Consider the following 26,841-nt stretch of genomic DNA (forward strand, 5'->3'; position numbering starts at 1 on the left):
GCCTATTTCAACCCAAAGTTTATTTTTTTGAAGATGATTATTCATAGTAATGATTGATCATATCCTTAGCTTCTTGGCAAATGCGCTCCAACTCGGGATAGAGTCGCATCTTTGTGAAGCCCATCCGGGCTAGGGCGATTTGCATTTGCACGATATTATCTTTGCTGATTGTAATCTTGTACAGGAAAGGCTCGCAATCAAGGTTATAGGTGCTGGTGAATTGAAGGTATCGGTTGTGAATTTCATTGAGCGAAGCCCACTTATAGCGTTCGATTGCCCTGAGGTTTGGGGTGTTGTCATATAAGGTTGTCAGGTCGAATGCGGTGAAGGTACCGAATTGTGCTTTGATCCGTGCGTTGCTTAGAGATGTCAAACTAGCCACTGGAAAGCTGTCGGATAAATCTTTAATGTAGCTTTTGATAGTCGCACATGACGAGCAGGAACGGCCGCTGGTGACTTTTATTTTGTCACATCCTTTGTTAAGGATGGGATAGCATTCTGGAAAAACCTCTTGGTAGTGGTCATTGGATAAATCGACAATGGGGTAGGTGTCTAATTCTTTACGGTAGAGGGTATAGTGTTTTTTTAGGGCGGCTTCCGTGAATATGTTTTTTGCACAAAGTTTTTTCAGGATTGCCCGTACTTTGTTCATTCGCTCTGGATTAAGGAGGTAGACGGCTTTATTGTTTTGTAGGTTGGAGTATTCCATTTCTTTTTTTGACATCTCATTCTGTTCAGGATGAAGGGCGAAGTATAATGCAATCATGGCATTTTCGGACCAGTCCAGTAAATGGGTGGGTAATCCGTAATGTTGCATACACACGGCGATATCAACACTGTTTAAGGCATTACTCCCTGCTAGTTCGATGGAAGTGAGGCCATGGTGTCGGAAGAGATCATAATATCCCAGAATCTGCGCACGAGGCAACATTTTATAGTTCTCGTTTCGAAATAAACTGGGCAATAAATTGTAATTATCTTTACTTTCACCCCGATACCAGATCGGGGTGTTTTTACCGGGATCGGTGGTCGCACCAATTTGTTTGGCACCGAAACTGACAGCGTTAATGTATTCCTGAATATTTCGCACAGTCATCCTAGCGGTGTGGGGAGGTGCGGATGTGCTTGGTATAGTGTGAAGGAGTAATGATTGTGCTTCGGTTATACGGGTATCGTAATAATCTGAGTCGTATAGCAGGAATTGGTTAATAAAGGCCATATTTACTGTGAATGCCTCTTGGGAGGGTGATAGCGTGTCATTCCAGGGCTTGTTCAGTAATGTTAGGGTGTGGAGTTTATTACATTCAGTTTTTCCTGCATTGCTCATATGTTTTTTATGGTCGTTGATACTCAGAAGGTCGAATAGGCAGTCCTCTAAGGTGATGGTGCCGCATTGCCATTCTAGTGCGAGATAGCGGGAGAGATGATTCCTGAAATATAAGAGGAATTCATTTGCATAGTTTCTAGCGTAGACTGTTTTGTATTCTTTGTTCCGTATGAGGTCATCTACGGTGATTTCATCAAAAAAGTCCAACAAACCCTGCCCGTCCAACATTGACGATTTACGGTAATAAATCGTGCTGATTAACCCGAATCTGAGCATGCTGGAGTCTTTGATGAAAATTTCATTTACATCCAGTTTGACATTAATATCAAAATACAGCTGAAAGATATAATAGAGGTAATCTGCATACTTATTGATGTTAAGGGCATTGATCATAAAGAAATCGCAGGCAGCTTCCTTACCCTCAAAGGCATAGAAGTCAAATAGCATTTCCAGATGGTCAAAATTAATAATTCCTCTAATTTGCCCAAAAATTTGTTTAAAATTTTTCAGTTTATTTTGTGCCATGAGACCTTTGAAGAGCTGGCTATATGTAACAGTGTAGGCGGATCTGTCTTTATCTGGAATGTTTGTTGGATCAAAGTGAAGGGTGCCGGTTTTCATAACACTTTGAATGTATTGTTCGAGGAGGAGCACACACCAATCGAAGGAATTACCATCCCGGATCGGTTCTCGAAGTAACTGGTCTTTAAGGAGTTCATTTAAATTGGCAAAGGTGAGTTTGTGTAGGTTATGGCTTTTGGTGGACTCTATGAAGGAATGGAATACATCATTTTCAATAGAGGTACCAATGCCTTGTCCATCTAAACGGCAGAGGTGTTCGATGATTTGGCTGGAGTGAATTTCCAACCAATTGTTGATATCCGTACCATCACCTAATACCTCTGCCAAAGATGTATAGTCCTGTGGTGTGAAGTTCTTCAGCAGATTTGTGAAAAATGCTTTTAGGACCTCCCTTAACCATAGGGCTAGACACATTTTAGCGTACTGTATATTCCGGATTTTTCGATCTACGGGTGCGATATAGTGGAATACCTCGTGAAATAAATAAACAGTATATTTAGGGATATCAGTCAGAGCGGCATAAGGCAGCATGAATTGGATGATTTTTTTACTTTTAACATCGGATGCATTACCATATGCACGGGTTTTAATCTTGGGGGTGTACTCAAAACTGACCACTGGTACCAGTTTGGATTGTTCTGTATTGCTGTAGCGGTGGAATGAGTAGCCGATGTTCATAATGCAGCGAATAATACCGTAGTAGGTTTTTAATACCTTGTTAAAGGAGCCGGTATACCTCAAGTTTGTTGCGGAGATCTCAAAGAACATCCGATTGGCCTGATTCACATGGACATAAGTCTGTCGGATGGCATTGATTAAATCTTCCATGGTGGCATAAAGATTCTGATCTCCAGAGGAATCCAGGCTCTGGATAATGTCGATAAAAGCGAGGATTTGTGAATGGAGGTCGTCCTTCCATGAATCACTGAAAATACTGTACATGTTCTTAGAGTAATCGTGGAAAAGGGTCCAAATCAACTTGCTTAAATGTGGGGTATGTTTAAAAACGGACAGCATCTGGCTGCCCTCGGTAATCTGTTTAAGATTATTACAGACTTGCTTTACTTTCCGGTCGATGGAGGCTTTAGTCTCGTCTGTGTATTTGGTTGGTAATATTTTTGGATGATAGTGATTGGCTATATAATGGTCGTAGAGGTCCTGGAAATCTTTGCTGGGGTAGAGCCAGTTGGTTCGCGATTGGTACACATGCTTCTGATATTCTGAGTTGCGTATATTGAGTGGAGAATCTGAGAAATCAAAGAGGGCATGCATGGTTTCTGACTGATTCTGATTGATGAATATTCGGAAGTCAAATTTACCCAAAATTGTCATTATGGTGTTGTCACATTTTTGACCGTTGTTCGTGATAATATCATGGATTTTTCTAACGAATGCGCTGTTGTTTTCTTTAGGATTTAGGGTAAGGGAAATGCTGATGTGCGAATCAAATAAGGCCTGTTTTTTGATTTCGGCAAAATTGTTGACGATATATGATGTGGTAGAGTCAATAAAGGGAATCTGATTAGTGTGACTATAGCTACGGATAAAATCGACAGCATAAAGCAGGCAGCGGATAGAATCGCTTGAAGTAATGAGAACTAAATCTTCAGAGCCCAACGAACCGAAGATATTAAATGCAAGGTCGCTGTATGAGGCTGTTTCGGATTGCTGGGTCATCATATTCCGCCATTGCGTGAGTGCATTGCAGATTTCAATGGAAGTGTTATGGAGGTGCTCTTCATAATCAGTAAAATTGGGTTTGAGATTGAATTTGATGGGTGAGACACAGAGGAATTGTGCAGATTTGGACTCTGCACGGGCAAACCCGTGAAGGGGCTGGTCGGAGATCGTTAGGTGATTGTGGTGTCCCCCCTGTTTGATTAGCTTGTACAGGTACATACTTTGTACGCTGCCATGAAATTCCTGGTTGGAACTATCAGGCTGGAGGAAGAAGTCCTTAAAATCAGTCACATGCTTTATTTGGAAAAAATCATAGTGCATCCATGCAATAGTAGACTCTTGGATACCAAGATCTGAGTCGAAATCTTCCATCATTGGTTTTTTTAACAAATTGATAATATATCCATCCCGCATCGTTTTCTCCCCTTATTTTAAAAAACCCCCCATGTGATGATAGGGGGGTGAGTGCTTTTAAAGGAAAAGGTCTTCTTCCATTTTACAAAGCATGCCATAATCGATCTGAATATCGGCACCGATGTCCAGGCACCGGGGTTTTTTCTTTGTGGGATAACCACTGTTCGATATAGTTTGCATCATATCAAAGGATACTTTGTTCCCAGGAATGTCATAATCAAACATTGAATTTTCAATTATTCCACTGGTAGAAGCTCTTAAGTTCATGGTTTTTCATGTTATCTGTTTTAATGCAACAGAATCCTTTCTTTATAGGTAATGGTGATTAACCTTACGTCCTTTAGAAATTACTTTGTTGTCATGGGTACTGAATCTATTTATACCGATATATTATAGCATAATAATAAGGAGAAAGCTATAGCGATTTACAAAATATTTGTGATGCTATTTTTATGGTTAAGTAGAAATAATCTTTATGATATCATTATACCGTGAATTGAAAGGGATTACCAGTGAAAACAATATCAGACTCTGATGCTTTTTATTTGACATTTTCATGGATTTGACGTATCATTTTCACAAGAAAACACAATGGGGTTAGTGGGGCCCACCGGTCCCTTTTGAATTGAAGGAGGATAGAATGCTCAAAGGTAGACATTTGATCGAACCAGGAGATTTTACAATTGAAGAACTAGAGTCTATTTTTGGACTGGCTGATAAGATCATTGCAAATCAGGAGGAATATATTGATTGCTGCAAGGGAAAATTATTAGCCAGTCTTTTTTACGAACCGTCCACCCGGACCCGGTTCAGTTTTGAATCCGCCATGCTGCGTTTAGGCGGTAAGATTATCGGATTTGACAACCCGGCTAATTCGTCGGTTTCCAAGGGGGAAACCATTGCGGATACCATTCGCACGGTATCCTGTTATGCCGATATCGGAGTAATCCGTCATCCCCGGGAGGGGACGGCTAAGCTGGTGTCCAAGGCGGTGCCGGAGATGCCCATCATTAATGCCGGGGACGGGGGGCATGAACACCCTACCCAAACCCTGACGGATCTCCTGACCATCCGTCACGAAAAGGGAACCTGTGATGGCCATGTGGTCGGGGTTTGCGGGGACCTGCTATTTGGGCGGACCATCCATTCCCTGGTCAAGACCCTGGCCCGTTACAAAGATGTGAAATTTGTCTTTATCTCCCCTAAGGAGTTAAAGATGCCGGAGTATTTCCTCTCCATGCTGGAGCCTGGCAGTTATGTGGAGACGGACAATCTGGATGCCGTCATCGGGGATCTGGATATTCTGTATATGTCCCGGGTCCAGCGGGAGCGCTTTGTCAATGAGGAAGAATACCTGCGGTTAAAGGATGTGTACATCCTGGATAAAAAGAAGATGCGCCACGCCAAAGAGGATATGATCGTCATGCACCCCCTGCCCCGGGTCAATGAGATTGCGGTGGATGTGGATGCGGATCCCCGGGCCGTGTATTTCAAACAGGCAAAATACGGGATGTATGTGCGCATGGCATTGATTTCAAAACTACTGGGGGTGGCATAAATGATTAATGTATCGGAGCTGAAGGAAGGCATCGTCATCGACCATATCGAGGCGGGGCACGGTTTTAAAATCTATCAGGAGCTGCACCTGGACCAACTGGAATACCCGGTGGTGCTGCTGAACAATATCCCCAGTCATAAGATGGGGAAGAAGGATATGTTAAAAATCGAGACCGACCTGGATCTGGATATGGATGTCCTGGGACTCATCGATCCCAATGTCACCGTGAATATCGTGCGCAATGGGGAGCTGGTGGAAAAAATCAGTCTGACCCTTCCCAAAGAGGTGGAGGGGATTATGACCTGTAAAAATCCCCGGTGTATTACCCAATATGAAAAGGTCGGAAAAATCCGCTTTTATTTAGAAAATGAGGAAGAACGGATCTATCGTTGCGAATACTGCGACGCCTATACCACGTTCATCGAAAAGGAGTAAGCCATGAGAACGCTCATTAGCAATGTAACCATCGTCGATGCTGAAGGCATCCGGGTGGGCAAGGTTATGATTGAGGATGACAAGATCAAGAAGGTCTACAAGGAAAACGGACGGGTCCAGGCGGCCCACGATGTGGAAATTGACGGTCGGGGCAAGGTGCTGATGCCAGGCTTTATCGACATGCACAGCCACCTCCGGGACCCGGGGCTTACCCAGAAGGAAGATTTTAACACCGGCCTGGCTGCTGCGGTCAAGGGCGGCTTTACCACGGTGGTGGCCATGGCCAACACCCGGCCAGTGATGGATAACGCTCCGCTGATGGCTGAGACCCTGGATCGGGCGGCAGCGGTGGGTCTTGCAGATGTCATCCAGGTGGCAGCGGTCACTGAGGGCTTTGGCACCGAAAAAACCGTGAATTTCAAGGCCCTCCGGGAACTGACCCCCATCTTCTCCAACGATGGTTACAATGTGGATGACGGGGCCATTATGAAAAAGGCTCTCAATGCCTCTAAAAAGTACAATTTTATTTTGGCCACCCACTGCGAGCCGGAAACGGAGACGGTACAGCGGGATATCGAGCTGCTCCGGGCCACTAAAGGGGCGCATCTCCATGTGTGCCATATCAGCAAAAAGGCAACCCTGGAGGCCATTATGGCGGCCAAGGCCGATGGGCTGGATATCACCTGTGAGGTCACGCCCCACCATCTCTATGCCTCAGCCTTAGAATACCGGGTTCACCCACCCTTTAGAAGCTGGGGGGATCGCCGGGCCCTCATTGAAGGGGCTCTGAATGGGGATATTGATATCTGCGGCACGGACCATGCCCCCCACACCGATGCTGATAAGATTGCCGGAGCCCCGGGGATCAATAATTTTGAAACGGCCTTTGCCATGTATCACACGGTCTTTAAGGGGGCGGGTATTCCCATTACCCGCCTGAGCGAGATGATGAGTGCGGCTCCGGCGGCCCGGTTGGGGTTAAAAGCCGGCTTGGTAAAGGAGAAATACCCGGCGGATTTGGTGCTGGTGGACCTGGAGGACAGCTGGAAGGTAGACCCTAAGGCCTTTGTTTCCAAAAGCCATAACACCCCCTTTGTGGGGGAACGGCTGACGGGCCGGGTATTACTCACATTTAAAGGAGGTAAAATCGTCTATGATCATGGACCGATTATATAAGGATGCACTGGAAAGCCCCGTCTGCGTGGGGCTGGACACCACCCCCGCTTTTTTACCAGGATACCTGGTGGATAAGGACTGGAGCACGGGTGAGAAGATTACAGAATTCAATAAGCGCATTGTGGAGGCCACGGCGGATTTAGCGGGCTGCTACAAGATGCAGGTGGCTTGTTACGAGGCTCTGGGTCTGGATGGCATGAAGGCCTACGCCGAAACCGTGAAAACCGTCCGGGCTGCTGGCAAGATTGCCATTGGGGACTGTAAGCGGGGGGATATCAGCTCCACGGCCACCCAGTACGCCAAGGGGCACTTCGAAGGGGATTTTGAGGTGGATATCCTTACGGTGAATGCCTACATGGGTGAGGATGCCATTTCACCCTATTACCCCTATCTAAAGGATAAGGAAAAGGGCCTCTTCGTCCTGCTCCACACCTCCAACCCCAGCTCCCGGGATTTCCAGGAACGGGTGCTGGATGATGGCAAAAAGCTGTACGAAGCCGTGGGGGACCAGATTACCGCCTGGGGTCAGGATTTTATTGGAGAATCCGGATACTCTGCCATTGGAGCAGTGGTAGGCCTGACCTTCCCCGAGGAATTTGAAGCACTCCAGGATCAGTGCCCTTCCACCTTCTTTTTGGTGCCGGGCTACGGTGCCCAGGGGGGGACAGGTAAGGATATCGCCAATATCTTTAAAAAATCCCGCTGTGCTGTCATTAATTCCTCCCGGGGGATTATCGGGGGCCACCAAGGCAAAACCGAGGGCCCGGATTTTGTGGATTACATCCGGGAAAAAACGGCTCTGATGAAGGAGGATATACTGAAGTGGCTGTAATTATAACCAACCGCAGTCTGGCTGACGGTATTTATATGATGGAAGTGGCCTGGGAGGGCGTGGTGTCCCCTGGCCAGTTCTTTATGGTGCGGGCCTGGGAAACGGACCCGCTGCTGAGCCGCCCCATCTCCGTCCACGATTATCAGGATGGGGTAGTGACTTTCTTATACCAGGTGGTGGGCAAGGGCACCGCTATCCTCTCCGGCATGGAGCCCAAAAACGCCATTCAGCTGGAAGGCCCCTACGGCAATGGTTTTCCAGCGGTGGAGTCCCCTCTGGTAGCGGTGGGCGGTGGCATTGGCATCGCACCGCTGTACTATGCCTGCCGGCAGTTTAAAGAAGCCAATCCCAAGAAAAAGCTTCGGGTGTACCTGGGCTTTTCAAGCGAAGCCTATCGGGTAGAGGCCTTTGATGCCATCGCCGACGAGGTGGTGGTGGATGTGGGGGGGATCATTACCACTCAGGTGGAGGCCAAACGGGGTGAGACCTTTATTACCTGTGGCCCCCGGGTGATGATGGATGCCCTGTGCCAGGCGGTGCCGGAAAAGAACCCGGTATACCTCTCCCTGGAAGCCCGGATGGCCTGTGGCATGGGGGCCTGTTTGGGCTGCTCCATTAAAACCGTCGAAGGAAACAAAAAAGTTTGTAAAGATGGTCCAGTCTTTCCCCGGGAGGTGCTTGGGCGATGAGCGAACGATTAAAAACAACCTTTGCCGGGGTTAGCTTTAAAAACCCGGTACTCACCGCATCAGGGACCTTTAACTTCGGCCGGGAGTTCGAGGCTTATTATGATTTGGCCCGGCTGGGCGGCCTGTGCTCCAAGGGGCTCACCCTGGAGCCCCGGGAGGGCAATACCGGTGTTCGCATTTGGGAGACCCCCTCGGGGATTATCAACAGCATCGGTCTGGAAAATCCGGGGGTGGATGCCTTCATCGAAAAGGAATGGCCCCATCTCTCGGGGATCGGCACGGTGACCGTGGTCAATGTGGGGGGGAAGGATGAAGCCTCCTACCTGGAAGCCATTCGCCGTCTGAATACCATCCCGGTGCAGCTCATTGAGCTGAATATCTCCTGCCCCAATGTCAAGGCCGGGGGCATGGCCTACGGGATCCGGCCGGAGATGGCGGCGGACATCACTGAGAAGGTGGTCAAAGCTTCGGACCACCCCATCATGGTTAAGCTGTCCCCCAATGTGGCGGACATTGCAGAAATTGCGAAAGCCTGTGAAGGGGCGGGGGCCAGTGGGATCTCCCTCATTAACACCATCCAGGCCATGGCCGTGGATTATAAGAAGAAGCAAATCGTCTTCGATAATGTTTACGCCGGACTTTCCGGCCCGGCGGTGCGCCCGGTGGCCCTGCGCATGACCCATCAGGTGGTGAATGCCGTGGATATCCCCGTCATGGCCATGGGGGGCATCTCCACCTGGGAGGATGCCCTGGAATTCATCATGATCGGCGCCGCCTGTGTCCAGGTAGGGACCATGAACTTTGTGGATCCCCGAGCCGCTGTGGCGATTATCGATGGGCTGGAAGCTTACTGCGAAGCGGAAGGTCTGGACAATATCGATGAAGTCCGTGGAATTTTAAAATAAAGCATGAAAAAACAGGTGAGGCGGGGGCCACACCTGTTTTTTCAATGGCGTTTTAGTGTTTTTTGCGAGTGCAGAGATAGCCGCTGCCAAGGGTGAGGGCACCCATTAGGATGACGATGGCAGCAGTGGCGGGGGAGCCGGTTAATCCGGTTCTAACCCCCTGGGCTTTTTCGGTCAGCGGGAGCTGGGCATAATCCACCAGGGTGATGACCCCTGCGATTTCTTGCAGCCGTTCCGTTAAGGTCTGCCGTTCCTTTGGGGTCAAGTTGTTCGGGTAATCAGCCAATACCTTTTCCAGGGCTGCCTTTGAGGCTTCCAGGGCGGCTTTATCACCGGGCTGGACGTTGTCGGCTTTGATGCCAGCGGCGATTTTATTGGCCGCTTCGATCGCCTGGGCCACCGCATTGATTTGAGCATCCAGGGTGTCACACTGATCTGTGATGGCCTTGAGCCCGGCAATTTCCTCCTCGGTGGCATGGGGGGTGGTGGCTTCCTGGACTGCCTTTCGGGTGCCGTCAATGGCAGGACGGTCACTGGATTTGACCGTATCGGTATTAAGGGTGTCGATGGGCTTGGACAGGGTGGTGATGGGGGCCATGGTGACGGTGGCCGTGCTTTCCAGGCCCAGGGTGTTGGTGGCGGTGATGGTATAGCTTTGATCCACGTTGCCCGCCAGGTTCAGGACGATATCGTTGTCTGCTGCAGATAGGGTGCTGACCGGATTGCCGTTTAAGGTAACCTCGGTGATGGCATCGCCGGTGACGACGGCCTGTTGGGTGGTGACATAATGATGGCCATCTTTGATGCCGCCAATGACGGGCGGGTTCAAAAGCTTGACCGTAACCGTGTAGTTTTTGGGATTCGTTGATGGCTCGTGCTGGCTGTACACGCTGTAGGTCATCGGGCTGCTGAAATTATTGGGGGTCACGCCGCTTTCCTGCACAGCTTGCCCCACTTTAACGGTGGCACCGGCACTGGCAGAAAAGGTTGCCTTTAAGGCGCTGAGGTCAGTCCCTCCGGGAAGGGTGACCTCAATGGTGCCGGCGTCTTCATTGATGGTACCGGTCCTTCCGTTCAGGGTAAAGCTGGTCAGGGCTTTGGGGTTTTCAATCCAATGTGCGGTGAGGGTGGTTTTGTTTTGTGTCGCGAGATCAATATCAAAGTTCCAGAGTCTTCCGTCATCGTACCATCCCCCAAAGAGATACCCTTCTTTAGTGATGGTTTCAGGCTGGATTACGGGGTCATCATAGGCAGGGGTTTGTCTGGCGGGTGCAGGGGTGCCCCCGGCAGGATCAAAATCCACTGTGGTTAAAATTTTCCAATTGAGGGAGGTGCCGGTGGCACCCTCCAGGGTATAGTTGCGATTGGTCAAAGTCCTTACATTGGCGGTGTAGTTTCCGGCGTCAAAGTTGGAGCCGCCTTCTGTAATGGTGTTGATGATATCGCCGGGGACGGTGTTTTGCACCTGGGGGATGACGGCGTAGTAGGCGCCATTATAGATAAAGGGCGGTGTATAATTCCAGGTGATGTCGGCCGGCCGCGGGGCAATGCTGGCGGAGACAACCTGATGACTTAATTCTGTGGTGGACAGCGTATAATTCGTGGTCCATTCTGGGTCTAAGGTGATGTTTGTGACGTTAATGCTGCTTGTTCCTGCAGCCTTGTCGGTCCAGGTAAAGGTACCCGTTGCTGTGGGGGTGTCCCCTTCAGAAGCGCCCTTCAGGGTGAGGGTCCCGCGACCAACGGTGTTTCCGTCATAGGTTTTAGATTCGACAGTGGCCACTTCCGGAGTTAGGGTGACGGGGGTCACGGTAGCGGCATCAAGGGCAAGGGCCCCCCCGGTGGAGCAGGCCAGTAACAGGCCAGCCACCATCACAATATAAAGCAATTTCTTTTTCATTAAAATCCTCCTGGTTTTTCATTGAAATACCATCTTATTCTATTTTTCTTTGCTTTTTACGAAAAGATAGGACAGGGTACATTATCTGTAGTATACTTAAGCATACACTATACACTGATGTTCGATGCAAGGAGCAAAAACAAAAATGAAAGAGAAATATATGTTTTCCATTGGTGAAGCAGCTAAGGCCCTGGGAATTACCCGGCGTATAATTTTAAACTACGAAGACCGTGGGCTTTTAAATGCCGATGTACGGAGTGATAACGGGAGAGTAAAGGGAAATCGCTATTACTCCATGGATACCTTGACCCGGATCCGTACCATCCGCACTATGCAAAACCTTGGACTGTCCCTGGATGAAATCCTTCAATATTACGATGATGGCGCAGATTTAAGGCCAATGATTGCACGCCTGGAGAAAATGCGGGATGAGTTATCCTTGAGCATTGAAAAATTAAAGGCCCGGGTCAAGGATGAAGGAAGCAATGCAATCGGACTGATGACCATTCCGGGGCAAACCGTGTATTGTAAAACCTACGAGGCTTGCACTATGGCAATGCGTATGACCCACCTGCGTGAAATCATTCATGATGCCATGACCCTGTACGGTTCGGACACGACCAAGCGCATGTACTTTATTTCATACCCGCTGGAAAGCCCTGACACCATTACCTATTGTGTGGCCATACTCCCGGGCAGTGTGGGGGAAGGGGTGCGGGTGCTGCCGGAGGTCAAGGCCCTGGGAATGTATTACCATGGTGATTATACATCCATTCCAGAGGTGCGGGATCGGCTGGTGGCCCATGCCCGAAAGAATGGAATAAAGCTTTCGGGGGTCTGCCGGCATATTTATCTTGAAGGTCCGCCCCAGCACCAGGATCCCAGCCGATATATTACGGAAGTGGTGCTGCCCCTGGGGTGATTAGGACATGATATATAAGATGTTAAATAATTCCACTTGACAGAATACGGACAAGATAGATAATAAATATAAGAAGATGAGAAGAAACAGAAAAATAAAAGACAGGTGAGTGTATGAAGAACAATCAAATCATCCAGGAAACCATTAACAATATGCCTGAGGGGGTGGCCATACTCATCTTTGGCTACAAGGTGGCACTGAAGATGATCAATGAGGTGGCGGTAGCCTATAGCGGTTATGATTGGAAGACATTTAATACACGTTTTCAAGATGAAATCCTGCTTCTGGTTCATCCCGATGATCGGGACCGGCTGGTAAAGGCTGTGATGGCCAGTTTCAGCCGAAATCGCATTCTTAAAGGGGATTTTAGAATAGTGCGGTGGGATGGCAGTATTGGGAGGCTCCACGTTCGGGCACGGATGATCGAGAAAAACAAAGAACACCGTCTGGTCTACTGTACCTTTTCAGATATTACCAAGGACTTTAAACTCGAGCGTGAACTGGCAAAAAAACAGCATTTTATCCGCCAGCAGTATGTATTTTTAGATCACCTGTATCAAAGCGTCCCCTGTGGCATTGTACAATGCAGCTGTGATAATCATCCTAGAATTTTAAATATGAATAAAGCCGCTTATAAAATCCTGGGTTATGGTAAAAAAGGTTTCTCTTGGGACTCCAATCGACGGGACTGGCTGTGCTCTGTGGCTTCTGAGGATCAGGATCATCTAGCTGGTCAAATAGAAGTGGTACTAAAAGAAAAAAGAGAGACGACTTTTGAATGCCGGCTGTTGAAGCAGGACGGTGCTCTTATTTGGGTGTCGGGGAGTATGAACGTCCTGAGTAAGCCTGGTGGAGGCTGGGTGATGCAGCTGGTATTTTTAGATGCAACCTGGGCCAAACAGCAGGAAAATCGCCTTCGGGCGGAGGCGGAGCAGCTCATGAAAAAGACCGAGCGGGAATGCCTGACCGGACTATTGAACCGCCGTGCCTTTGAAGAAAAAGTCAATGCGGCCCTGGCAGAAAATGAGTGGCACCATGGGGCATTTTACGTCTTGGATATTGATGACTTTAAAGCCATTAACGATTATCTGGGGCATGCCAAGGGGGATTTAGCCCTTAAATATGTGGCGGATGTGCTGCGGGATTATTTTGATGCAGAAGATTATATCGCCCGCCTTGGTGGGGATGAATTTGTTATTTTTGCCCCGAAGATTGAAACGGAGTATCTGGCTCTGCTCAGTGGGACTCAGATCTGCGATGCCATGGAGGAGTGGGAAGAAAATGGCGATGGTATTTCTTTGAGTGTTTCCATTGGAATGGCAATCACGCCCCAGCATGGCATGCGCTTTGATCTCTTATATCATCATGCAGATTTGGCATTGTACGATGCTAAGAAAAAGGGGAAAAACATGTGCCAGCTGTATTATCCAGACTTTATGACAGAAATGAAGAGAGACTAATTTATGGGATAGGCTTGTGTGTGATATCCGATTAAAAAAAATGCTATAATAATAAGCAATAAGATAGAGGAGGCTGAATTGCGATGAATAAAAAAATAATCGCCCTTATCAGTGAGGATTTTGAAGATTTAGAATTATGGTACCCGGTGCACCGGCTCCGGGAAGAAGGCTGCGTGGTGGATGTGGTGGGCGAGGAAGCCGGCCATACCTATCATGGCAAATACGGGGTACCCTGCGTGTCGGATTACACCTTTGGGGATATTGATCCAGGGGATTACGACGGCATTCTGGTGCCCGGCGGCTGGGCCCCGGATAAGCTGCGCCGCTTCCCCGTGGTCTTAGATATGGTCCGGGCCATCTATGAGGCGGGCAAGCCCGTGGGTGAAATCTGCCACGCCGGCTGGGTGCTGATTTCAGCGGGCATTTTAGATGGAAAGACCGTTACCAGTACCCCAGGCATTAGGGATGATATGGAAAATGCCGGGGCCACCTGGGTGGACGAGCCCTCGGTGGTGGACGGCAATATCATTTCCGCAAGGCGTCCGCCGGATCTGCCGGACTATATGAAGGATTACATCCGGGTGTTGTTTGCCTAGGCTTTTGAGGGACAGCCCATAACGAAAAAGCGGTAAAGGAAGAAGATTTAGCGATGAGGAGGGTATGATGGGGAGAAAAGGACGTTATGGACTGCACATCTTTTTGATGATGGCTGTCCTGGGTTTGGTATTATCAGGATCGGTCTTGGCGGCATCGGGGGATGGCGTTGGTGCCCGGGTCATTGTGTGTCTGCGGGGGGATGCTCTAAGCACCTATTCCCTGGAGGATGACCTGAAGTGGGAGCCTCTTATGGATGTGAGCACCGCCAACACAAAGACAGTGGATGGGGATGCGGGAATCGCCGTCATGTCCGAAGAAGCAGCGCCAAGGGCCCTTGGGGCTTCTCCGGAAAACGAAAACCTGACCCTGATGCTGGTGACCTCGGACACCCTGGATAACGACACCCTCATTGACACGTTGGAAGCCCGGGAGGATGTCCTCTTTGCCGAGGCCGACACCTATACAACCTTGGACGAGACGGAAGGCAGTCGACTTGGAACGGAGGCAGCCCCCCGCCTGGAAACCAACTGGCTAAACTATAAAGAAGGTACGGATTTATCCGCATTCCAATGGCAGCTGAAGAATTCCGGAAAAATCACTGACGGCCAGACCCTAAATGGTCAACCGGTATACGACGTGGGGAATACCCAGGCATTAACGGGTGGGAATGAAACCATCGTCGCCGTTATGGACACCGGCATCGATTATACCAATCCCAATCTGACAAGCCAGATGTATCGATTTAGCGAAGCGCAAAAGGCCGCCCTGGGCTGTGATGATTACGGCTATTGTGCCGCGGCGTTTAAGGATAATGACATTATGGATATCGCCGGCCACGGCACCCATTGTGCCGGCATCGTCGGGGCGAATGGGGCCAATGGCATCAGCGGCGTCATGAAGAATCAGGTGAAGATTGTCGGTGTAAAGGTGCAGGAGGATAATACCGGCTATATATGGGTCAGCTCAGAGATCAAGGGCTGGAACTGGCTGGTAAAGGCTAAAAACGCCGGGGTGGCTGTGCGTGCCGTGAACGTCTCCATCGGAGGAAACTACGTCAGCCAGGCTGAAAAAATGGCGGTGAATGCGGCCGATGTCGCCGGGATTACCACCATTTTTGCCTCGGGAAACGATAGTAAAAATGTGGATCTCGATTTAAGCGATACGGGGATGGCCAATAGCGGCTCCGTTTTAAATGTCAATGCCATGGAAGCCAGCGGAAAGGCCTCGTCCTTTACCAATTACGGCAAAACCCAAACGGATTTGTATGCCCCGGGTTCTGCCATCCTCTCCACTGCCGCTGGGAATGTCCGGACCTTTAACGCTTTCAGCGCCGCCAAGGACAGTGCCCGGGCAGTGGTGTATGAAGGCTTTGAGAATGCAGGCAGTACGGATGATCCGGATGTGAATGACGGCCTGGACTTTCATTACTATGATGAAAGCCAGACCGATGGCTGCGGTGATGCCGTGGCCATCGGGAACAATTATTACAGTGGGGAACATGGCCTGGATATCTCCGCAGAGGGCGCGCAAACTGTCACCATTGTATCCAATGTGGCCAATTATTCAGAAAATCCCGTGGTGCTTCGTACGCTGGAAATGGATGAGCCACTCTACCGCGGTTATTGCGTGTGGTCCGAAACCGGCCGGGTCCAGGTCAAATGTGATTTTAAACTTAAAGATGGCAGCTTCTCGGATACCACGGCGGAAGATATGGGCAGCTATCAATGGCGTAATGCTGGCAACTCCGGCAATGGCGGCAGTGCTTTACAGCAGCTGCCGGACAATGTCGATTTTGAACACTTCCAGATGAAGATCACCCTGACCTTTGGGGATACCGCCAATACCCTGCACCTGGATGGCATCGGTCTGGGGACGGGCCTGGACAGCTACACCGTTTATGGTGGGACCTCCATGGCGGCACCGGCTACCACCGGAGCTTTTGCCCTGCTGGCCTCCAATCATCCTGATGAATCCTCGGCCAAAATATCCGGACGAATCCTCGGGGGGACCCTCCACCGGGATCTCTTTGCCGAAACCTGCGTCAGTGGCGGCCAGCTCAACATCGACAAAGCCAACACCGACCCCGACCCCGCCATCCAGACGGCGGTGGCTGAGGGACAAAGGGGCGTTTTAGAGGGTTGGTTCATTGGGCCGGATCAAGGCAGTGTTACCATTGGTGGGCAGAATGCTGAAATACTCACCTGGATGGAGGATACCGACACTACCATCGGGCGGATTACCGTCAAGATTCCAGAGGGCCTAACCGGAGCCCAAATGGCCGTAGTGACCGATACCGCTGGGCAATCCGGGAGTAAGCAGGTCAGTCTGCCCATAAATGGGGCTTATGAAGATCTTTCCATTCCAACGGGAGATGCCTATGATGGGATTGGGATTGTGGGTTTAGCTGCCCTGGGTGAGGATGTTTATCTCCTCGGTGGGGATGTCAATACCGATGCAACCACGCTGTGGCGCTACGACACTGCTGGGAATTCCTGGACCAATTTAGGCCCGACAGGCATTGAAACGAGTTTTTTCTGTCAAATCGTTGGACATGAAGGGAAACTCTACATGAGCGCGTATGGGTTTGATGCTCAATATATACCGGTTGGTCAGCTCTGGGAGTATACACCGGAAACCCAAAAATGGAACCAAATCAAGACATCGGCAACTCTGCCGGCCGTGGCGACTCCGGTGAGCTATCAGAGCGACTTACTCCTCATTGGGGGTGAGGTTTCTGATGAGGCACAGGGGTTGGGCCTGAGCAATAAAATCCTGAAAATTGATGTCGACACCGGGGTGGTGACCACCGCTGTCGAGCTGCCTGAGGGCTTGGAGCAGGCCCGTGTCGCCGTATCCGGGGATAAGCTGGCCATTGCTGCCAGCACGACCCAATCCGGTGCGCCGTTCTTTGGCACGACGGATTTAAATACGGTGAAGCGCCATAACCTGCCGGCAGTGGATGCCGGACAACAGATGGAAATGGCCCTGGGATCCACCGCAGAGGGCTTTATACTCACCGGAATTGTCTCCAGTTCCGGTGGTGCCTGGCAGGATACCTGGTATTTTAATCCGACATCCGGGAGCTTTGAAGAAGCTGGTAAAACCCTGAGCACCGCAAAAACCTTCCGGAATGTGGGCATTACCCTGGGAAATACCTTTTACGTCTGGGGACAGAGCAGTCAGGTGGCGGATGTGAGCTTTTTCAGAAAAACCACCGTTCCCGCCAACTATACCCTCACCCCTTCGGTCAACGATGCCGACATGGGCAGCATTAGCCCGGATCAGCCAGTCACCCTGGCCGAGGGGCAAAGCCAAACCTTTACCGCCACCGCCAAGGCAGGCTACCGCATGGACCACTGGCTGGTTAATGGTGAAGTAAAGCCAGGGTCACAAACCATCGAAATCACCGCAGATGGCAATAAAACCCTGGAAGCGGTATTTGTTAAGGAAAACCGCAATGTCAGCACCACTCAGTCCGGCAGTAATGCCGGAACCGGCATCACCGGGACATCCAACACCCCGGTTATCGCCATTGTCCTTTGCCTGGCGGCCGTTGCTGTGATTGTGGCAGTGATTGTTGTTCGGAGGCGGAAGAAGTAAATTAGATTATTTTTAGAATGAAGACCAGCATGGTTAAAGGCCACGCTGGTTTTTTTATGGGAGAAAAAAGCAAAAATCATTTGACCGATATACCGGTATATTATATAATGAGCCTACAATAATAAATGAGAAAAGGAGAGTCGGTATGAGTCTGATTGGATTTATTGGTCTGGGCATCATGGGAAAGCCTATGGCAAAGAACCTGTTGGCCGGTGGTGTTGATTTGATGGTGTGTGACATTGATGCCGCGGCTGTACAGGAATTAGTGGAAGCCGGTGCGGTGAAGGGCAGTTATAGGGAAATCGGGGAGCAGTGCGAGGTTGTCTTTCTGATCCTGCCCAATGGCGATATCTCCAAGGCCGTTCTTTTTGGAGAGGATGGAGTGGCGACCGGGTTAACCGCTGGCAAGGTGGTGTGTGATATGAGCTCGGTGACCCCGGTGGAATCCAAGGAATGCTACGAAGGGCTGGCTAAAATGGGTGTGGGCTTTGTGGATTCCCCTGTATCTGGCGGGGAACCCGGGGCCATTAACGGCACTCTGGCCTTTATGGCTGGTGGGGATCAAAGGGACTTTGATGCCCTGCAGCCCTACTTCGAAATTATGGGATCTTCGTCGGTTTTAATTGGCGGCAGCGGCAGCGGTTCCGTGACTAAGCTGGCCAACCAGATTATTGTCAACAATACCATCGCCATCGTGTCCGAAGCCTTTGTACTGGCTACCAAGGCCGGTGCAGATCCTCTGAAGGTGTATCATGCAATCCGCGGAGGGCTGGCCGGCAGCGCCGTGCTGGACGCTAAAATTCCGCTGATCGTAGAGCGCAATTTCGTCCCCGGTGGAAAGATTTCCATCAATCATAAAGACATTAAGAATGTGGTGAACACCGCCCATGCTTTGGACGTTCCCATTCCCTACTCCGCCCAGCTCTATGAAATCCTCCAGGCCCTGAAGGTCCATGGACACATGAATGATGATCACGGCGGGATTGTCCAGTATTTTGAATCCCTGGCCGATGTTGTGGTTAAAAAGGTTGAAGACTAGGAGGGGTTTATGTCAATCAGTGTCGACGTTTTAAACAACTATCCCGCCATTGACGAAGGGGCCGTAGATGCCCTTTTGGAAAAGGAAATTGCCGCCAATCAGCAAAAAATCGTGGTGCTGGATGACGACCCCACCGGGGTGCAAACCGTCCACGATATCTCAGTGTACACCACCTGGGATGCGGACAGCATCCGTCAGGGATTCGAAGAAGAAAATAACCTGTTCTACATCATGACCAATTCCCGGGGCTTCACCGCAGAGCAGACCGAGGCGGCCCATCAAGAAATTGCTCAGGTGGTGGCCGAAGTAGCCAGGGAAACGGGAAAGGGCTACCTCTTCATCAGCCGTAGTGACTCCACCCTCCGGGGGCATTATCCTCTGGAAACCGTCATTTTAAAGGAAGCCTATGAGGCCCATACCGGAAAAACCATTGACGGGGAAATCCTCTGTCCCTTCTTCAAAGAAGGGGGACGCTTCACCATTGAGGATATCCATTATGTGAAGTATGGGGATGAACTGGTGCCCGCAGCCGAAACCGAATTTGCGAAAGACAAAACCTTCGGCTACACCAAGTCGGACATCAAAGACTATGTGGAAGAAAAGACCGGGGGAGCGTACAAGGCTGCCGATGTGACCAGTATCGCTTTAACGGATATCCGTGCCATGGATTACGATAAAATCGAAGCCCAGCTCATGGCCGTGACGGATTTCAATAAAATCGTGGTCAATGCCATCGATTATGTGGATGTGAAAGTGTTCTGCGTCGCCCTGTACCGGGCCATGGCCAAGGGCAAGACCTTTATGTTTCGCACTGCCGCCGCCATTGTCAAGGTCATGGGTGGGGTCACTGACCAGCCCCTGTTAACCCGGAAGCAGATGGTGGTGCAGGAAACCGAAAATGGCGGGATTATCGTGGTGGGCTCCCACACGGATAAAACCACCCAACAAGTGGAAGCTTTAAAGGAAAATCCCAATATCGTCTTTGTCGAGCTGGATGCCACCTTAGTGGCGGATGAAGCTGCCTTTGCCCAGGAGGTGGACCGTTGTCTGGCTCTGGAAGAAGAAGCCATCCGTTCCGGTAAAACCGTCTGTGTGTACACCACCCGGGCCCTCATTACCGCGGATACCGGGGATAAGGAGGACGACCTGCGGTTATCCGTCCGGATTTCCGATGCGGTGCAATCCCTGGTGGGACGGCTCAGCGTAGTACCCAGCTTCGTCATCGCAAAAGGGGGCATCACCTCCTCGGATGTGGGCACCAAGGCCCTGGCAGTGAAAAAAGCCAATGTCCTGGGCCAGATTAAGCCGGGGATTCCCGTGTGGCAGACCGGGGCGGAAAGTAAATTCCCCCTGACGCCCTATGTCATCTTCCCGGGGAATGTGGGGGAAATCACGACCCTGAGGGAAGCGGCAGAAGTATTGATGTGTGTGTAAGGTTTTAAATCAATAAAATAAAAAATTTGGAGGTACTATTATGTTTATGTTTTTATCCCACCCCCTGGATCCAGAAGGCTACGCATGGCCAGGAGAACCAGTAGTGAAAGTCACCCAGTGTACGGATGTTACCGAGGACTGTCCCTTCTGCAGCTTTGTGTCCGAGCTGCCCAATCACTGTGGCACCCATATGGATGCCCCCCGCCATTTTGTAAAGGATGGCTTGGATATCAATGAACTGTCCATTGACTATTTCTGCCATACTGAGGTTGCCCTGCTGGATATCCCCAAGGGACCGGCCCAGGGCATTTACAAGGAAGATTTGGAACCCTATGCCGATATTCTGGCCAAGGTGAGCTTTGTACTCATCCGGACGGGCATGGAACAGTACCGGGATACAGATCAAAACCTGTATCAGAATGAAGGGGCCTATATCGCCCCCAGTGCCGGGGATTATCTCACAGAAAATTTCCCCAATTTAAAGGGTGTCGGCATGGATTTCCTGGCCATTGGTTCGGCTTCAGCGGATTGTCCGGAAGGCGAGCTGCCGCCGGATTGCCATCGCCATATGCTGGGGTATTACACCGGTAAGTTTGTGACTGGCGTAGAGGATATGCATTTGTCAGAAATTCCTGCCGGGGCGAAAATTACTCGTTTCTTCAACGCCCCCCTGCGGATTAAAGGCCTGGATTCCAGCCAGGTGGTGTGTATTGCTGAAATTGAAGCGTGAGTTTTCTGTAAATTTTAGCCAATAGTATGAAAAAGGTACCCGTCGGACGGCTCTGAAGCCATCAGCGGGTACCTTTTCTTATTTTTCAAGCATGTCCAGGTTGATATGCTGGGCGATATTGAGATGATGATCCAGCTGTTCCTCCAGGCCGATGATATCCCGACTTCGGATCATGGCCATCATGTGCTGGTGCTCGGCGACGGTGTCCTGCATGCGGCCCGCCCTTGAAAAGGAGGTAACGTTGAGCCAGAAGATGCGGTACATGAAGCTGCGGTACATCTCCAGCATGGTGGCGTTGCCCACGAATTGGACCATGCTGCGGTGGAATTCGTAATCCTTCCGGGCAAAATCTTCAGTGGAACCGGTGGTGTCAGCAATGGTCTTTTGGGTGTCAATTTTGCGCTGCAGTTTGGCCAGGCAGGCCTGTCCCTCGTCAGTATCCAGATGGCGGCATAGTTCCCGCAGGCAATAGGCTTCGATGGCGTTCCGGATCTGGTAGGTTTCGACGATATCTTCCCGGGTCATGGTGTGAAGGCGGAAGCCCTTACTGGGCAGGATGTCGATATAACGTTCCTGTTCCAGCCGCAGGACAGCGTCCCGAAGTGGTGTTTTGGAAATACCAATCTTTTGAGCCATTTGGTTGAGGGAATAAATATGGCCTGACTCAAGCTCGCCCTTTTTAATGATATCAATGAGATAATCATAGGCCTGTACCTGTAATAGGGTGGTTTCTTTCACTTGCAATTCCTCGATCTTTGGATTTAATGTATTATAGAATTATCGTAACACCAAGGAAAAGCGCTGTCAATTCAAAGTCAGCGTTACAGTTAGAATTCCGGGAAAAATGATGGGGATGGCCGAAGGGGGATGGACAAATCCGCACGTTGTGCGATACAATGGAAAAAATCCCTTTAGGAGGACCAATGATGGAATGTCGACAGGCAATCATGGAAAGACGCAGCATCCGGCGGTATAAGGATGAACCCATTCCCCGGGAAATACTGGAGGAAATTTTAGAGGCCGGGACCATGGCGCCGTCGGCCGTCAATTTGCAGCCCTGGTATTTTGTCGCCGTCCAAAGTCCGGATGCCATGGCTAAGCTGAAAGCGGTCATGGGGCGGTCGGCTGAAGCCTCCCGGGAAGAACTGGAAGAACAATTCCCCGATCATCCAGAGGTGGTGAAGGAAAGTCTGGATTTCATCGGCGGGCTTGGCGGTGCGCCATTGTGCATTCTGGCCTTTGAATTCAAAGACTATGATTTTGAACCGGTGACCATTACCCAAAGTGTGGCAGCGGCCATTGAAAACATTCTGTTGGCGGCTTGGGAGCGTGGGGTAGGCAGCTGCTGGCTGACAGCCCCCATCGAAACCCGTATGGATGAAGAGCTGCGTCAGGTTTTTGCACCGGATTGCGGTAAAATGGTAGCCATGGTTACCCTGGGATATCCTGAAAAAACGGGACGGATGCCCCGCCGTAAAACCGGGCGTTTCATCATCGTATAAACCTTGGATTTTTACGACAATGATGGGGTTTTATGCTATAATGGGAATAAAGTGAAACCGATGTAAGGAGGCTGGGTATGAGTGAGCCGAAAAAGAATATACGAATTGGAGATATTCTGGTCAATGATGGATATATCACCGAAGCACAGCTGGGGGAAGCCCTGGCTTATCAGAAGGTAGACCGCAGCAAGCGCCTGGGAGCCATTTTGGTGGATTCCGGCTATGTGACTGAGGAGCAGGTTCTGACAGCACTGGCAAAGCGGTTGGATCTCAAGGTGATTCGGATGGCTGATCTGGTGGTGGACATGGCCGCAGCCGCTGAAATCCCCCGGAATATCGCAGAAAAATACAGTGCCATTCCCGTTGCAGAAAAACAAGGACATCTTTTAGTGGCCCTGAACGATCCCCTGGATTTTTATGCTCTGGAAGATCTTCGGATGATTACCGGAAAGATTATTGACACGGTACTGGCTACCCGGGAAGAAATTGCTAAAGCCATTGATGCCACTTATTCTGAAATTGAAGCGAAGAAGGCAGCCAGTGAGGCGAATCTGGCGGTGGAGGATTCAGAAAGCCTTTCATTGGTGGAAGAATTGGATGCCGATGGCAGTGATGCGCCAGTGGTCAACCTCATTAACTCTATCCTGATTAAGGGGTTTAACGCCGGTGCCAGCGATATCCATATCGAGCCTTTTGAAACGCAGACGGTTGTCCGGATGCGGATCGATGGCCTGATTGTTGAGTACCTGACCCTATCCCCGACCCTTCACCAAAATCTCATTGCCCGAATTAAGATTCTCTCAAATTTGGATATTGCAGAACGACGCCTCCCCCAGGATGGTCATTTCCGGGTACGGATAAAGGGAACGGAGATGAATATTCGAACCTCCCTTATTCCCACGGTATACGGTGAAAAGGCGGTGCTGCGATTTTTGAGCCTGAACACCCGCCTGGATCATGCTGAAACCTTTGGGATGGAAACTGAAGATTATGAAAAGATGCTCCGCATCCTCCAAAGCCCCCATGGTATCGTCTATATGACCGGCCCAACGGGAAGTGGGAAAACCACAACCCTGTACATGATCTTAGAGATGCTTTCCCAAAAGAATGTCAACATCAGTACCATCGAAGACCCCGTGGAACGAAATCTGGATGGCATCAATCAGACCCAGGTGAATCCCCAGGCTGGCCTGACCTTTGAGGTGGGGCTGCGGTCCTTGCTCCGACAGGACCCGGATATCATTATGGTGGGGGAAACCCGGGATGCAGAAACGGCGGATATCGCCGTTCGGGCGGCCATCACCGGTCACTTGGTACTCTCCACCCTTCACACCAACGATGCCGTTTCATCCATTGTCCGGCTCATTGACATGGGGGTGGAACCGTATATGGTGGCCAATTCTCTGACGGGTCTGGTGGCCCAGCGTCTGGTTAAAAAGATTTGTCCGAATTGTAAGGAGGCCTACACCCCAACCATTGCCGAAAAAGAAATTTTAGGGAAGGATGTGGACGTGCTCTATCGGGGGGCAGGGTGTCATCAGTGTAATGGTACAGGCTACAAAGGGCGAATTGCCGTCCACGAAATCCTGGCCATTGACCGGGAGCTGCGTAATATGATTTCCCGGAATGTTCCTGCCGAGGAGATTTATGCCTACGTGGAAAAAAATGACAAAATCCACTATCTGCGTCAGAGCCTGGTCCGGCTGGTCCTCTCTGGGGTTACCACGATGGAAGAGCTGCTGAAGGTGACCTACTATGTGGATTAATGGATATAAATTTGGGAGGAAAAGATAATGGCAACCCTTTTAGAACTCATTGATTTTGGACGGAAAAATAATTGCTCTGACATTCATCTGACGGCGGAGCTGAAGCCCGTATTCAGAAAGAACGGGGCCTTGGCCCAGGGGCCCTTTGAAATGACCAGGGATGAAGTGGAAGCCATGATCTGGGGGATGATGGATGAGCGTCAGCAGGCCAAGATCAAGGCGGGCCAGGATTCGGACTTTTGTTATGTTACCCCTGAAGGGCTGCGTCAGCGCGTCAATATCTACCGCCAGCAGGGTGAGCTGACGGCAGCAATCCGTCTCCTTAATGATCGGATTCCTGATTTTGAGGATTTAAAGCTGCCGCCGGTGATTCGGCGTCTGGCCAGCGAGCCCCGGGGACTGATTTTGGTGACGGGGCCCACGGGAAGTGGAAAATCCACCACTCTGGCAGCCATGCTGGATTATATCAATACCAACTATCAGAAGCATATCCTCACCATTGAGGACCCGGTGGAGTATAAGCACAACCATAAACGCAGTATGGTGCATCAGCGGGAGGTGGACGTGGATGTGGTCAGCTTTGCCGATGCCCTTCGCTCTGCCCTCCGGGAGGACCCGGATGTTATTCTGGTGGGGGAAATGCGGGACTTTGAAACCATTTCGGCGGCAGTAACCGCTGCAGAAACCGGCCATTTGGTTCTGTCCACCCTTCATACCATCGGGGCGGCCAATACCATCGACCGTATTATCGATGTTTTCCCCTCCCACAGCCAGCAGCAGATTCGAACCCAGCTGGCTGCCACCCTTAAAGGGGTTATTACCCAACAGCTGGTGCCCCTGGCCACGGGAGAAGGGCGAATGGCTGCCCATGAAATTATGACTGGCACGGATGCGGTGCTTAATATGATCCGGGAAAATAAAACCCATCAGCTGGCCTCGGTGATGCAGACCGGGGGTAAGGAGGGCATGCATACCCTGAATGCCAATCTGGCTAAGCTGGTGAAGGATCAGCTGATTAGCTTTGACGTGGGTCATGACTGGGCCTCGGATAAAAGTGAATTTAATCAATACTTTGCCTAGGAAAGGCGAAAGGTTAAAAACAGATTACCCTGAGAAAAGCATTGACGAGAATTGGCCTTAATGTTAGAATGAATTAAAACTAGTAAAAAGCACATCCATTTGGTTAAGCTGTTGAAAGGCAGTGGGGCAAAGCGAAATGGCTTTGTCAGAGGGGATAAGAGAGAGTCGCTTTTTTTAGTGCATTGGTTTGATGCCATTCGTGGTGACACGAAACGAATGCATTAGCATTCGGCAGAGTTTATTCTGCAAGGGAGGATACCCCTCATCCTCCCTTTTTTTGTGCCATGAAACGCCCTTTCCCGAGGGCGTTATTTTTTTGAAGCGTAGCGTCCTAAGAACCGGAAACGGACGGTGCCCTGGATGAGTTCAGCGATGGCATCGTCCACGGTGGCGCTGTCCTCGGCGCCCAGAAAATCAAGGAAGAATTGATACTCCCAATTCGCATCGGGGATGGGCCGGGATTCAATTTTACACAGGTTGAGATGATGGCGCTCAAAGATCCCCAGGACGCTGTAAAGGGCACCAGTGTAGTGGGGCAGGTGAAAGGCGATGCTCATTTTATCCTGATCTGGGCGATCCTCCATTTGGGCGGCTACCACCACAAAGCGGGTGGTGTTTTGGGTCGCGGTATTGATGCCCTCAGCCAGAATGTTCAAATGGTGGATCTGAGCAGCCCGGGGGCTGGCGATGGCACCGTAGGCTGGGTTTTTAGCCTTAGAAACCATTTGAGCAGCCACGGCAGTATTGTGCCAGGGAATACAAGTCCACTGGGGATAGCCCTCTAAAAAGCGCTGGGATTGTTGGAAGCCCTGGGGATGGGAGTAAATTTCCTGGAGGGTATCCAGAGTGGCACCCTCAGAAGCCATAAGACATTGGATGATGCTTTTCTTCTCCTCACCGACGATAAAGCATCGATAATCAGAGAGGAGATCATAGACAGCTGCAATGGCACCGGTGGAACTATTCTCGATGGGCAGGACGCCGTAATGGGCACCACCGCCAGTGATGCTCTTAAAAACATCCTCAAAGGAAGCATGGGGGATGAAATGAGCCGATTCCCCAAAAAAAGACATGGCGGCATCCTCGGTGTGAGAGCCTGCCGTTCCGGAAAAGGCCACATCGGGATGGAAAACGGGGGGACGACATTGGGCAATCTGCTCCCGATAATCCTTTAATTGGTCCGTTTGTTCGATGGTGGGAAATTTGTTCATTT

At 50.3% G+C, this 26,841-nt stretch carries 21 protein-coding genes; 16 read left to right on the plus strand and 5 right to left on the minus strand.

All coding sequences use genetic code 11. The annotated features are described in order from the left end of the window. Window positions 1–37 precede the first annotated feature (37 nt). Both BLU30_RS14320 and BLU30_RS14145 read right to left on the minus strand, forming a co-directional pair. The gene (locus BLU30_RS14320; protein WP_090242244.1) at window positions 38–4,003 is read right to left on the minus strand and encodes an FRG domain-containing protein; all 3,966 of its coding nucleotides are present in this window, start codon (window positions 4,001–4,003) and stop codon (window positions 38–40) included. 57 nt (window positions 4,004–4,060) lie between these two features. Next, entirely contained in the window at window positions 4,061–4,228 is a 168-nt protein-coding gene (locus BLU30_RS14145) for a hypothetical protein (RefSeq protein WP_176770764.1), read from the minus strand. Between the two features lie 415 nt (window positions 4,229–4,643). Here BLU30_RS14145 and pyrB point away from each other — a divergent pair, with 415 nt between their 5' ends. Genes pyrB through BLU30_RS00315 form a run of 6 tightly spaced genes read left to right on the plus strand, consistent with a single transcriptional unit; the run spans window position 4,644 to window position 9,598 of the window. After that, complete coding sequence (gene pyrB, locus BLU30_RS00290; protein WP_090242246.1) at window positions 4,644–5,561, plus strand: aspartate carbamoyltransferase; 918 nt, start codon at window positions 4,644–4,646, stop codon at window positions 5,559–5,561. Then, window positions 5,562–5,996: an aspartate carbamoyltransferase regulatory subunit gene (locus tag BLU30_RS00295; RefSeq protein WP_090242248.1), complete on the plus strand. Its 435-nt coding sequence runs from the start codon at window positions 5,562–5,564 to the stop codon at window positions 5,994–5,996. A gap of 3 nt (window positions 5,997–5,999) precedes the next feature. Further along, complete coding sequence (locus BLU30_RS00300; protein ID WP_090242250.1) at window positions 6,000–7,172, plus strand: dihydroorotase; 1,173 nt, start codon at window positions 6,000–6,002, stop codon at window positions 7,170–7,172. Then, the gene (pyrF, locus tag BLU30_RS00305) at window positions 7,150–8,004 is read left to right on the plus strand and encodes an orotidine-5'-phosphate decarboxylase (RefSeq protein WP_090242254.1); all 855 of its coding nucleotides are present in this window, start codon (window positions 7,150–7,152) and stop codon (window positions 8,002–8,004) included. The genes BLU30_RS00300 and pyrF overlap by 23 nt, the downstream gene beginning before the upstream one ends. Further along, a complete protein-coding gene (locus tag BLU30_RS00310) occupies window positions 7,995–8,693 on the plus strand; it encodes a dihydroorotate dehydrogenase electron transfer subunit (protein WP_090242256.1) in 699 nt (232 codons plus the stop codon). The genes pyrF and BLU30_RS00310 overlap by 10 nt, the downstream gene beginning before the upstream one ends. After that, on the plus strand, window positions 8,690–9,598 hold the full coding sequence (locus BLU30_RS00315; RefSeq protein ID WP_090242258.1) for a dihydroorotate dehydrogenase: 909 nt from the start codon (window positions 8,690–8,692) through the stop codon (window positions 9,596–9,598). The genes BLU30_RS00310 and BLU30_RS00315 overlap by 4 nt, the downstream gene beginning before the upstream one ends. A 52-nt stretch (window positions 9,599–9,650) precedes the next feature. On the opposite strand, the gene BLU30_RS00320 is transcribed toward BLU30_RS00315, so the two are convergent. After that, the gene (locus BLU30_RS00320) at window positions 9,651–11,498 is read right to left on the minus strand and encodes an InlB B-repeat-containing protein (RefSeq protein ID WP_090242260.1); all 1,848 of its coding nucleotides are present in this window, start codon (window positions 11,496–11,498) and stop codon (window positions 9,651–9,653) included. A gap of 145 nt (window positions 11,499–11,643) precedes the next feature. On the opposite strand from BLU30_RS00320, the gene BLU30_RS00325 reads away from it, so the two are divergent. The 7 genes from BLU30_RS00325 to BLU30_RS00355 all read left to right on the plus strand — a co-directional run bounded on the left by BLU30_RS00325 (window position 11,644) and on the right by BLU30_RS00355 (window position 21,280). After that, complete coding sequence (locus BLU30_RS00325; protein ID WP_176770765.1) at window positions 11,644–12,420, plus strand: MerR family transcriptional regulator; 777 nt, start codon at window positions 11,644–11,646, stop codon at window positions 12,418–12,420. A gap of 113 nt (window positions 12,421–12,533) precedes the next feature. Next, entirely contained in the window at window positions 12,534–13,880 is a 1,347-nt protein-coding gene (locus BLU30_RS00330; protein ID WP_090242264.1) for a sensor domain-containing diguanylate cyclase, read from the plus strand. 83 nt (window positions 13,881–13,963) lie between these two features. After that, the gene (locus BLU30_RS00335; RefSeq protein WP_090242266.1) at window positions 13,964–14,476 is read left to right on the plus strand and encodes a type 1 glutamine amidotransferase domain-containing protein; all 513 of its coding nucleotides are present in this window, start codon (window positions 13,964–13,966) and stop codon (window positions 14,474–14,476) included. A gap of 64 nt (window positions 14,477–14,540) precedes the next feature. Continuing rightward, window positions 14,541–18,077, plus strand: a complete 3,537-nt coding sequence (locus tag BLU30_RS00340; protein ID WP_090242268.1) for a S8 family serine peptidase — start codon at window positions 14,541–14,543, stop codon at window positions 18,075–18,077. 145 nt (window positions 18,078–18,222) lie between these two features. Then, window positions 18,223–19,116: an NAD(P)-binding domain-containing protein gene (locus tag BLU30_RS00345; protein ID WP_090242271.1), complete on the plus strand. Its 894-nt coding sequence runs from the start codon at window positions 18,223–18,225 to the stop codon at window positions 19,114–19,116. A 9-nt stretch (window positions 19,117–19,125) separates the two neighbouring features. Then, the gene (locus tag BLU30_RS00350) at window positions 19,126–20,550 is read left to right on the plus strand and encodes a four-carbon acid sugar kinase family protein (RefSeq protein ID WP_090242273.1); all 1,425 of its coding nucleotides are present in this window, start codon (window positions 19,126–19,128) and stop codon (window positions 20,548–20,550) included. Between the two features lie 40 nt (window positions 20,551–20,590). Further along, window positions 20,591–21,280, plus strand: a complete 690-nt coding sequence (locus BLU30_RS00355) for a cyclase family protein (RefSeq protein WP_090242275.1) — start codon at window positions 20,591–20,593, stop codon at window positions 21,278–21,280. Window positions 21,281–21,358: 78 nt separating this feature from the next. On the opposite strand, the gene BLU30_RS00360 is transcribed toward BLU30_RS00355, so the two are convergent. Next, entirely contained in the window at window positions 21,359–22,018 is a 660-nt protein-coding gene (locus BLU30_RS00360; RefSeq protein WP_090242277.1) for a GntR family transcriptional regulator, read from the minus strand. A gap of 185 nt (window positions 22,019–22,203) precedes the next feature. On the opposite strand from BLU30_RS00360, the gene BLU30_RS00365 reads away from it, so the two are divergent. The 3 genes from BLU30_RS00365 (at window position 22,204) to BLU30_RS00375 (ending at window position 25,628) form a co-directional block, all read left to right on the plus strand. Then, window positions 22,204–22,782, plus strand: a complete 579-nt coding sequence (locus tag BLU30_RS00365) for a nitroreductase family protein (RefSeq protein WP_242873460.1) — start codon at window positions 22,204–22,206, stop codon at window positions 22,780–22,782. Window positions 22,783–22,859: 77 nt separating this feature from the next. Then, window positions 22,860–24,548 carry a GspE/PulE family protein gene (locus tag BLU30_RS00370; RefSeq protein WP_090242279.1) on the plus strand — a complete coding sequence of 563 codons (1,689 nt, stop codon included), beginning with the start codon at window positions 22,860–22,862 and terminating at the stop codon, window positions 24,546–24,548. Between the two features lie 27 nt (window positions 24,549–24,575). Beyond that, the gene (locus BLU30_RS00375) at window positions 24,576–25,628 is read left to right on the plus strand and encodes a type IV pilus twitching motility protein PilT (protein WP_090242281.1); all 1,053 of its coding nucleotides are present in this window, start codon (window positions 24,576–24,578) and stop codon (window positions 25,626–25,628) included. Between the two features lie 308 nt (window positions 25,629–25,936). On the opposite strand, the gene BLU30_RS00380 is transcribed toward BLU30_RS00375, so the two are convergent. Then, entirely contained in the window at window positions 25,937–26,839 is a 903-nt protein-coding gene (locus tag BLU30_RS00380) for a prephenate dehydratase (protein WP_090242283.1), read from the minus strand. Between the last annotated feature and the right edge of the window lie 2 nt (window positions 26,840–26,841).

The organism is Eubacterium barkeri, from assembly GCF_900107125.1.
Classification (GTDB): Bacteria; Bacillota; Clostridia; order Eubacteriales; family Eubacteriaceae; genus Eubacterium_O; species Eubacterium_O barkeri.

Coding starts and splice junctions, on each gene's coding strand:
- BLU30_RS14145 (WP_176770764.1), bottom strand. CDS start 4,228: ATGTTTGATTATGACATTCCTGGGAACAAAGTATCCTTTGATATGATG.
- BLU30_RS00295 (WP_090242248.1), top strand. CDS start 5,562: ATGATTAATGTATCGGAGCTGAAGGAAGGCATCGTCATCGACCATATC.
- BLU30_RS00365 (WP_242873460.1), top strand. CDS start 22,204: ATGATGGAATGTCGACAGGCAATCATGGAAAGACGCAGCATCCGGCGG.
- BLU30_RS14320 (WP_090242244.1), bottom strand. CDS start 4,003: ATGCGGGATGGATATATTATCAATTTGTTAAAAAAACCAATGATGGAA.
- pyrB (WP_090242246.1), top strand. CDS start 4,644: ATGCTCAAAGGTAGACATTTGATCGAACCAGGAGATTTTACAATTGAA.
- BLU30_RS00380 (WP_090242283.1), bottom strand. CDS start 26,839: ATGAACAAATTTCCCACCATCGAACAAACGGACCAATTAAAGGATTAT.
- BLU30_RS00320 (WP_090242260.1), bottom strand. CDS start 11,498: ATGAAAAAGAAATTGCTTTATATTGTGATGGTGGCTGGCCTGTTACTG.
- pyrF (WP_090242254.1), top strand. CDS start 7,150: ATGATCATGGACCGATTATATAAGGATGCACTGGAAAGCCCCGTCTGC.
- BLU30_RS00330 (WP_090242264.1), top strand. CDS start 12,534: ATGAAGAACAATCAAATCATCCAGGAAACCATTAACAATATGCCTGAG.
- BLU30_RS00375 (WP_090242281.1), top strand. CDS start 24,576: ATGGCAACCCTTTTAGAACTCATTGATTTTGGACGGAAAAATAATTGC.
- BLU30_RS00300 (WP_090242250.1), top strand. CDS start 6,000: ATGAGAACGCTCATTAGCAATGTAACCATCGTCGATGCTGAAGGCATC.
- BLU30_RS00325 (WP_176770765.1), top strand. CDS start 11,644: ATGAAAGAGAAATATATGTTTTCCATTGGTGAAGCAGCTAAGGCCCTG.
- BLU30_RS00355 (WP_090242275.1), top strand. CDS start 20,591: ATGTTTATGTTTTTATCCCACCCCCTGGATCCAGAAGGCTACGCATGG.
- BLU30_RS00350 (WP_090242273.1), top strand. CDS start 19,126: ATGTCAATCAGTGTCGACGTTTTAAACAACTATCCCGCCATTGACGAA.
- BLU30_RS00370 (WP_090242279.1), top strand. CDS start 22,860: ATGAGTGAGCCGAAAAAGAATATACGAATTGGAGATATTCTGGTCAAT.
- BLU30_RS00335 (WP_090242266.1), top strand. CDS start 13,964: ATGAATAAAAAAATAATCGCCCTTATCAGTGAGGATTTTGAAGATTTA.
- BLU30_RS00345 (WP_090242271.1), top strand. CDS start 18,223: ATGAGTCTGATTGGATTTATTGGTCTGGGCATCATGGGAAAGCCTATG.
- BLU30_RS00315 (WP_090242258.1), top strand. CDS start 8,690: ATGAGCGAACGATTAAAAACAACCTTTGCCGGGGTTAGCTTTAAAAAC.
- BLU30_RS00340 (WP_090242268.1), top strand. CDS start 14,541: ATGATGGGGAGAAAAGGACGTTATGGACTGCACATCTTTTTGATGATG.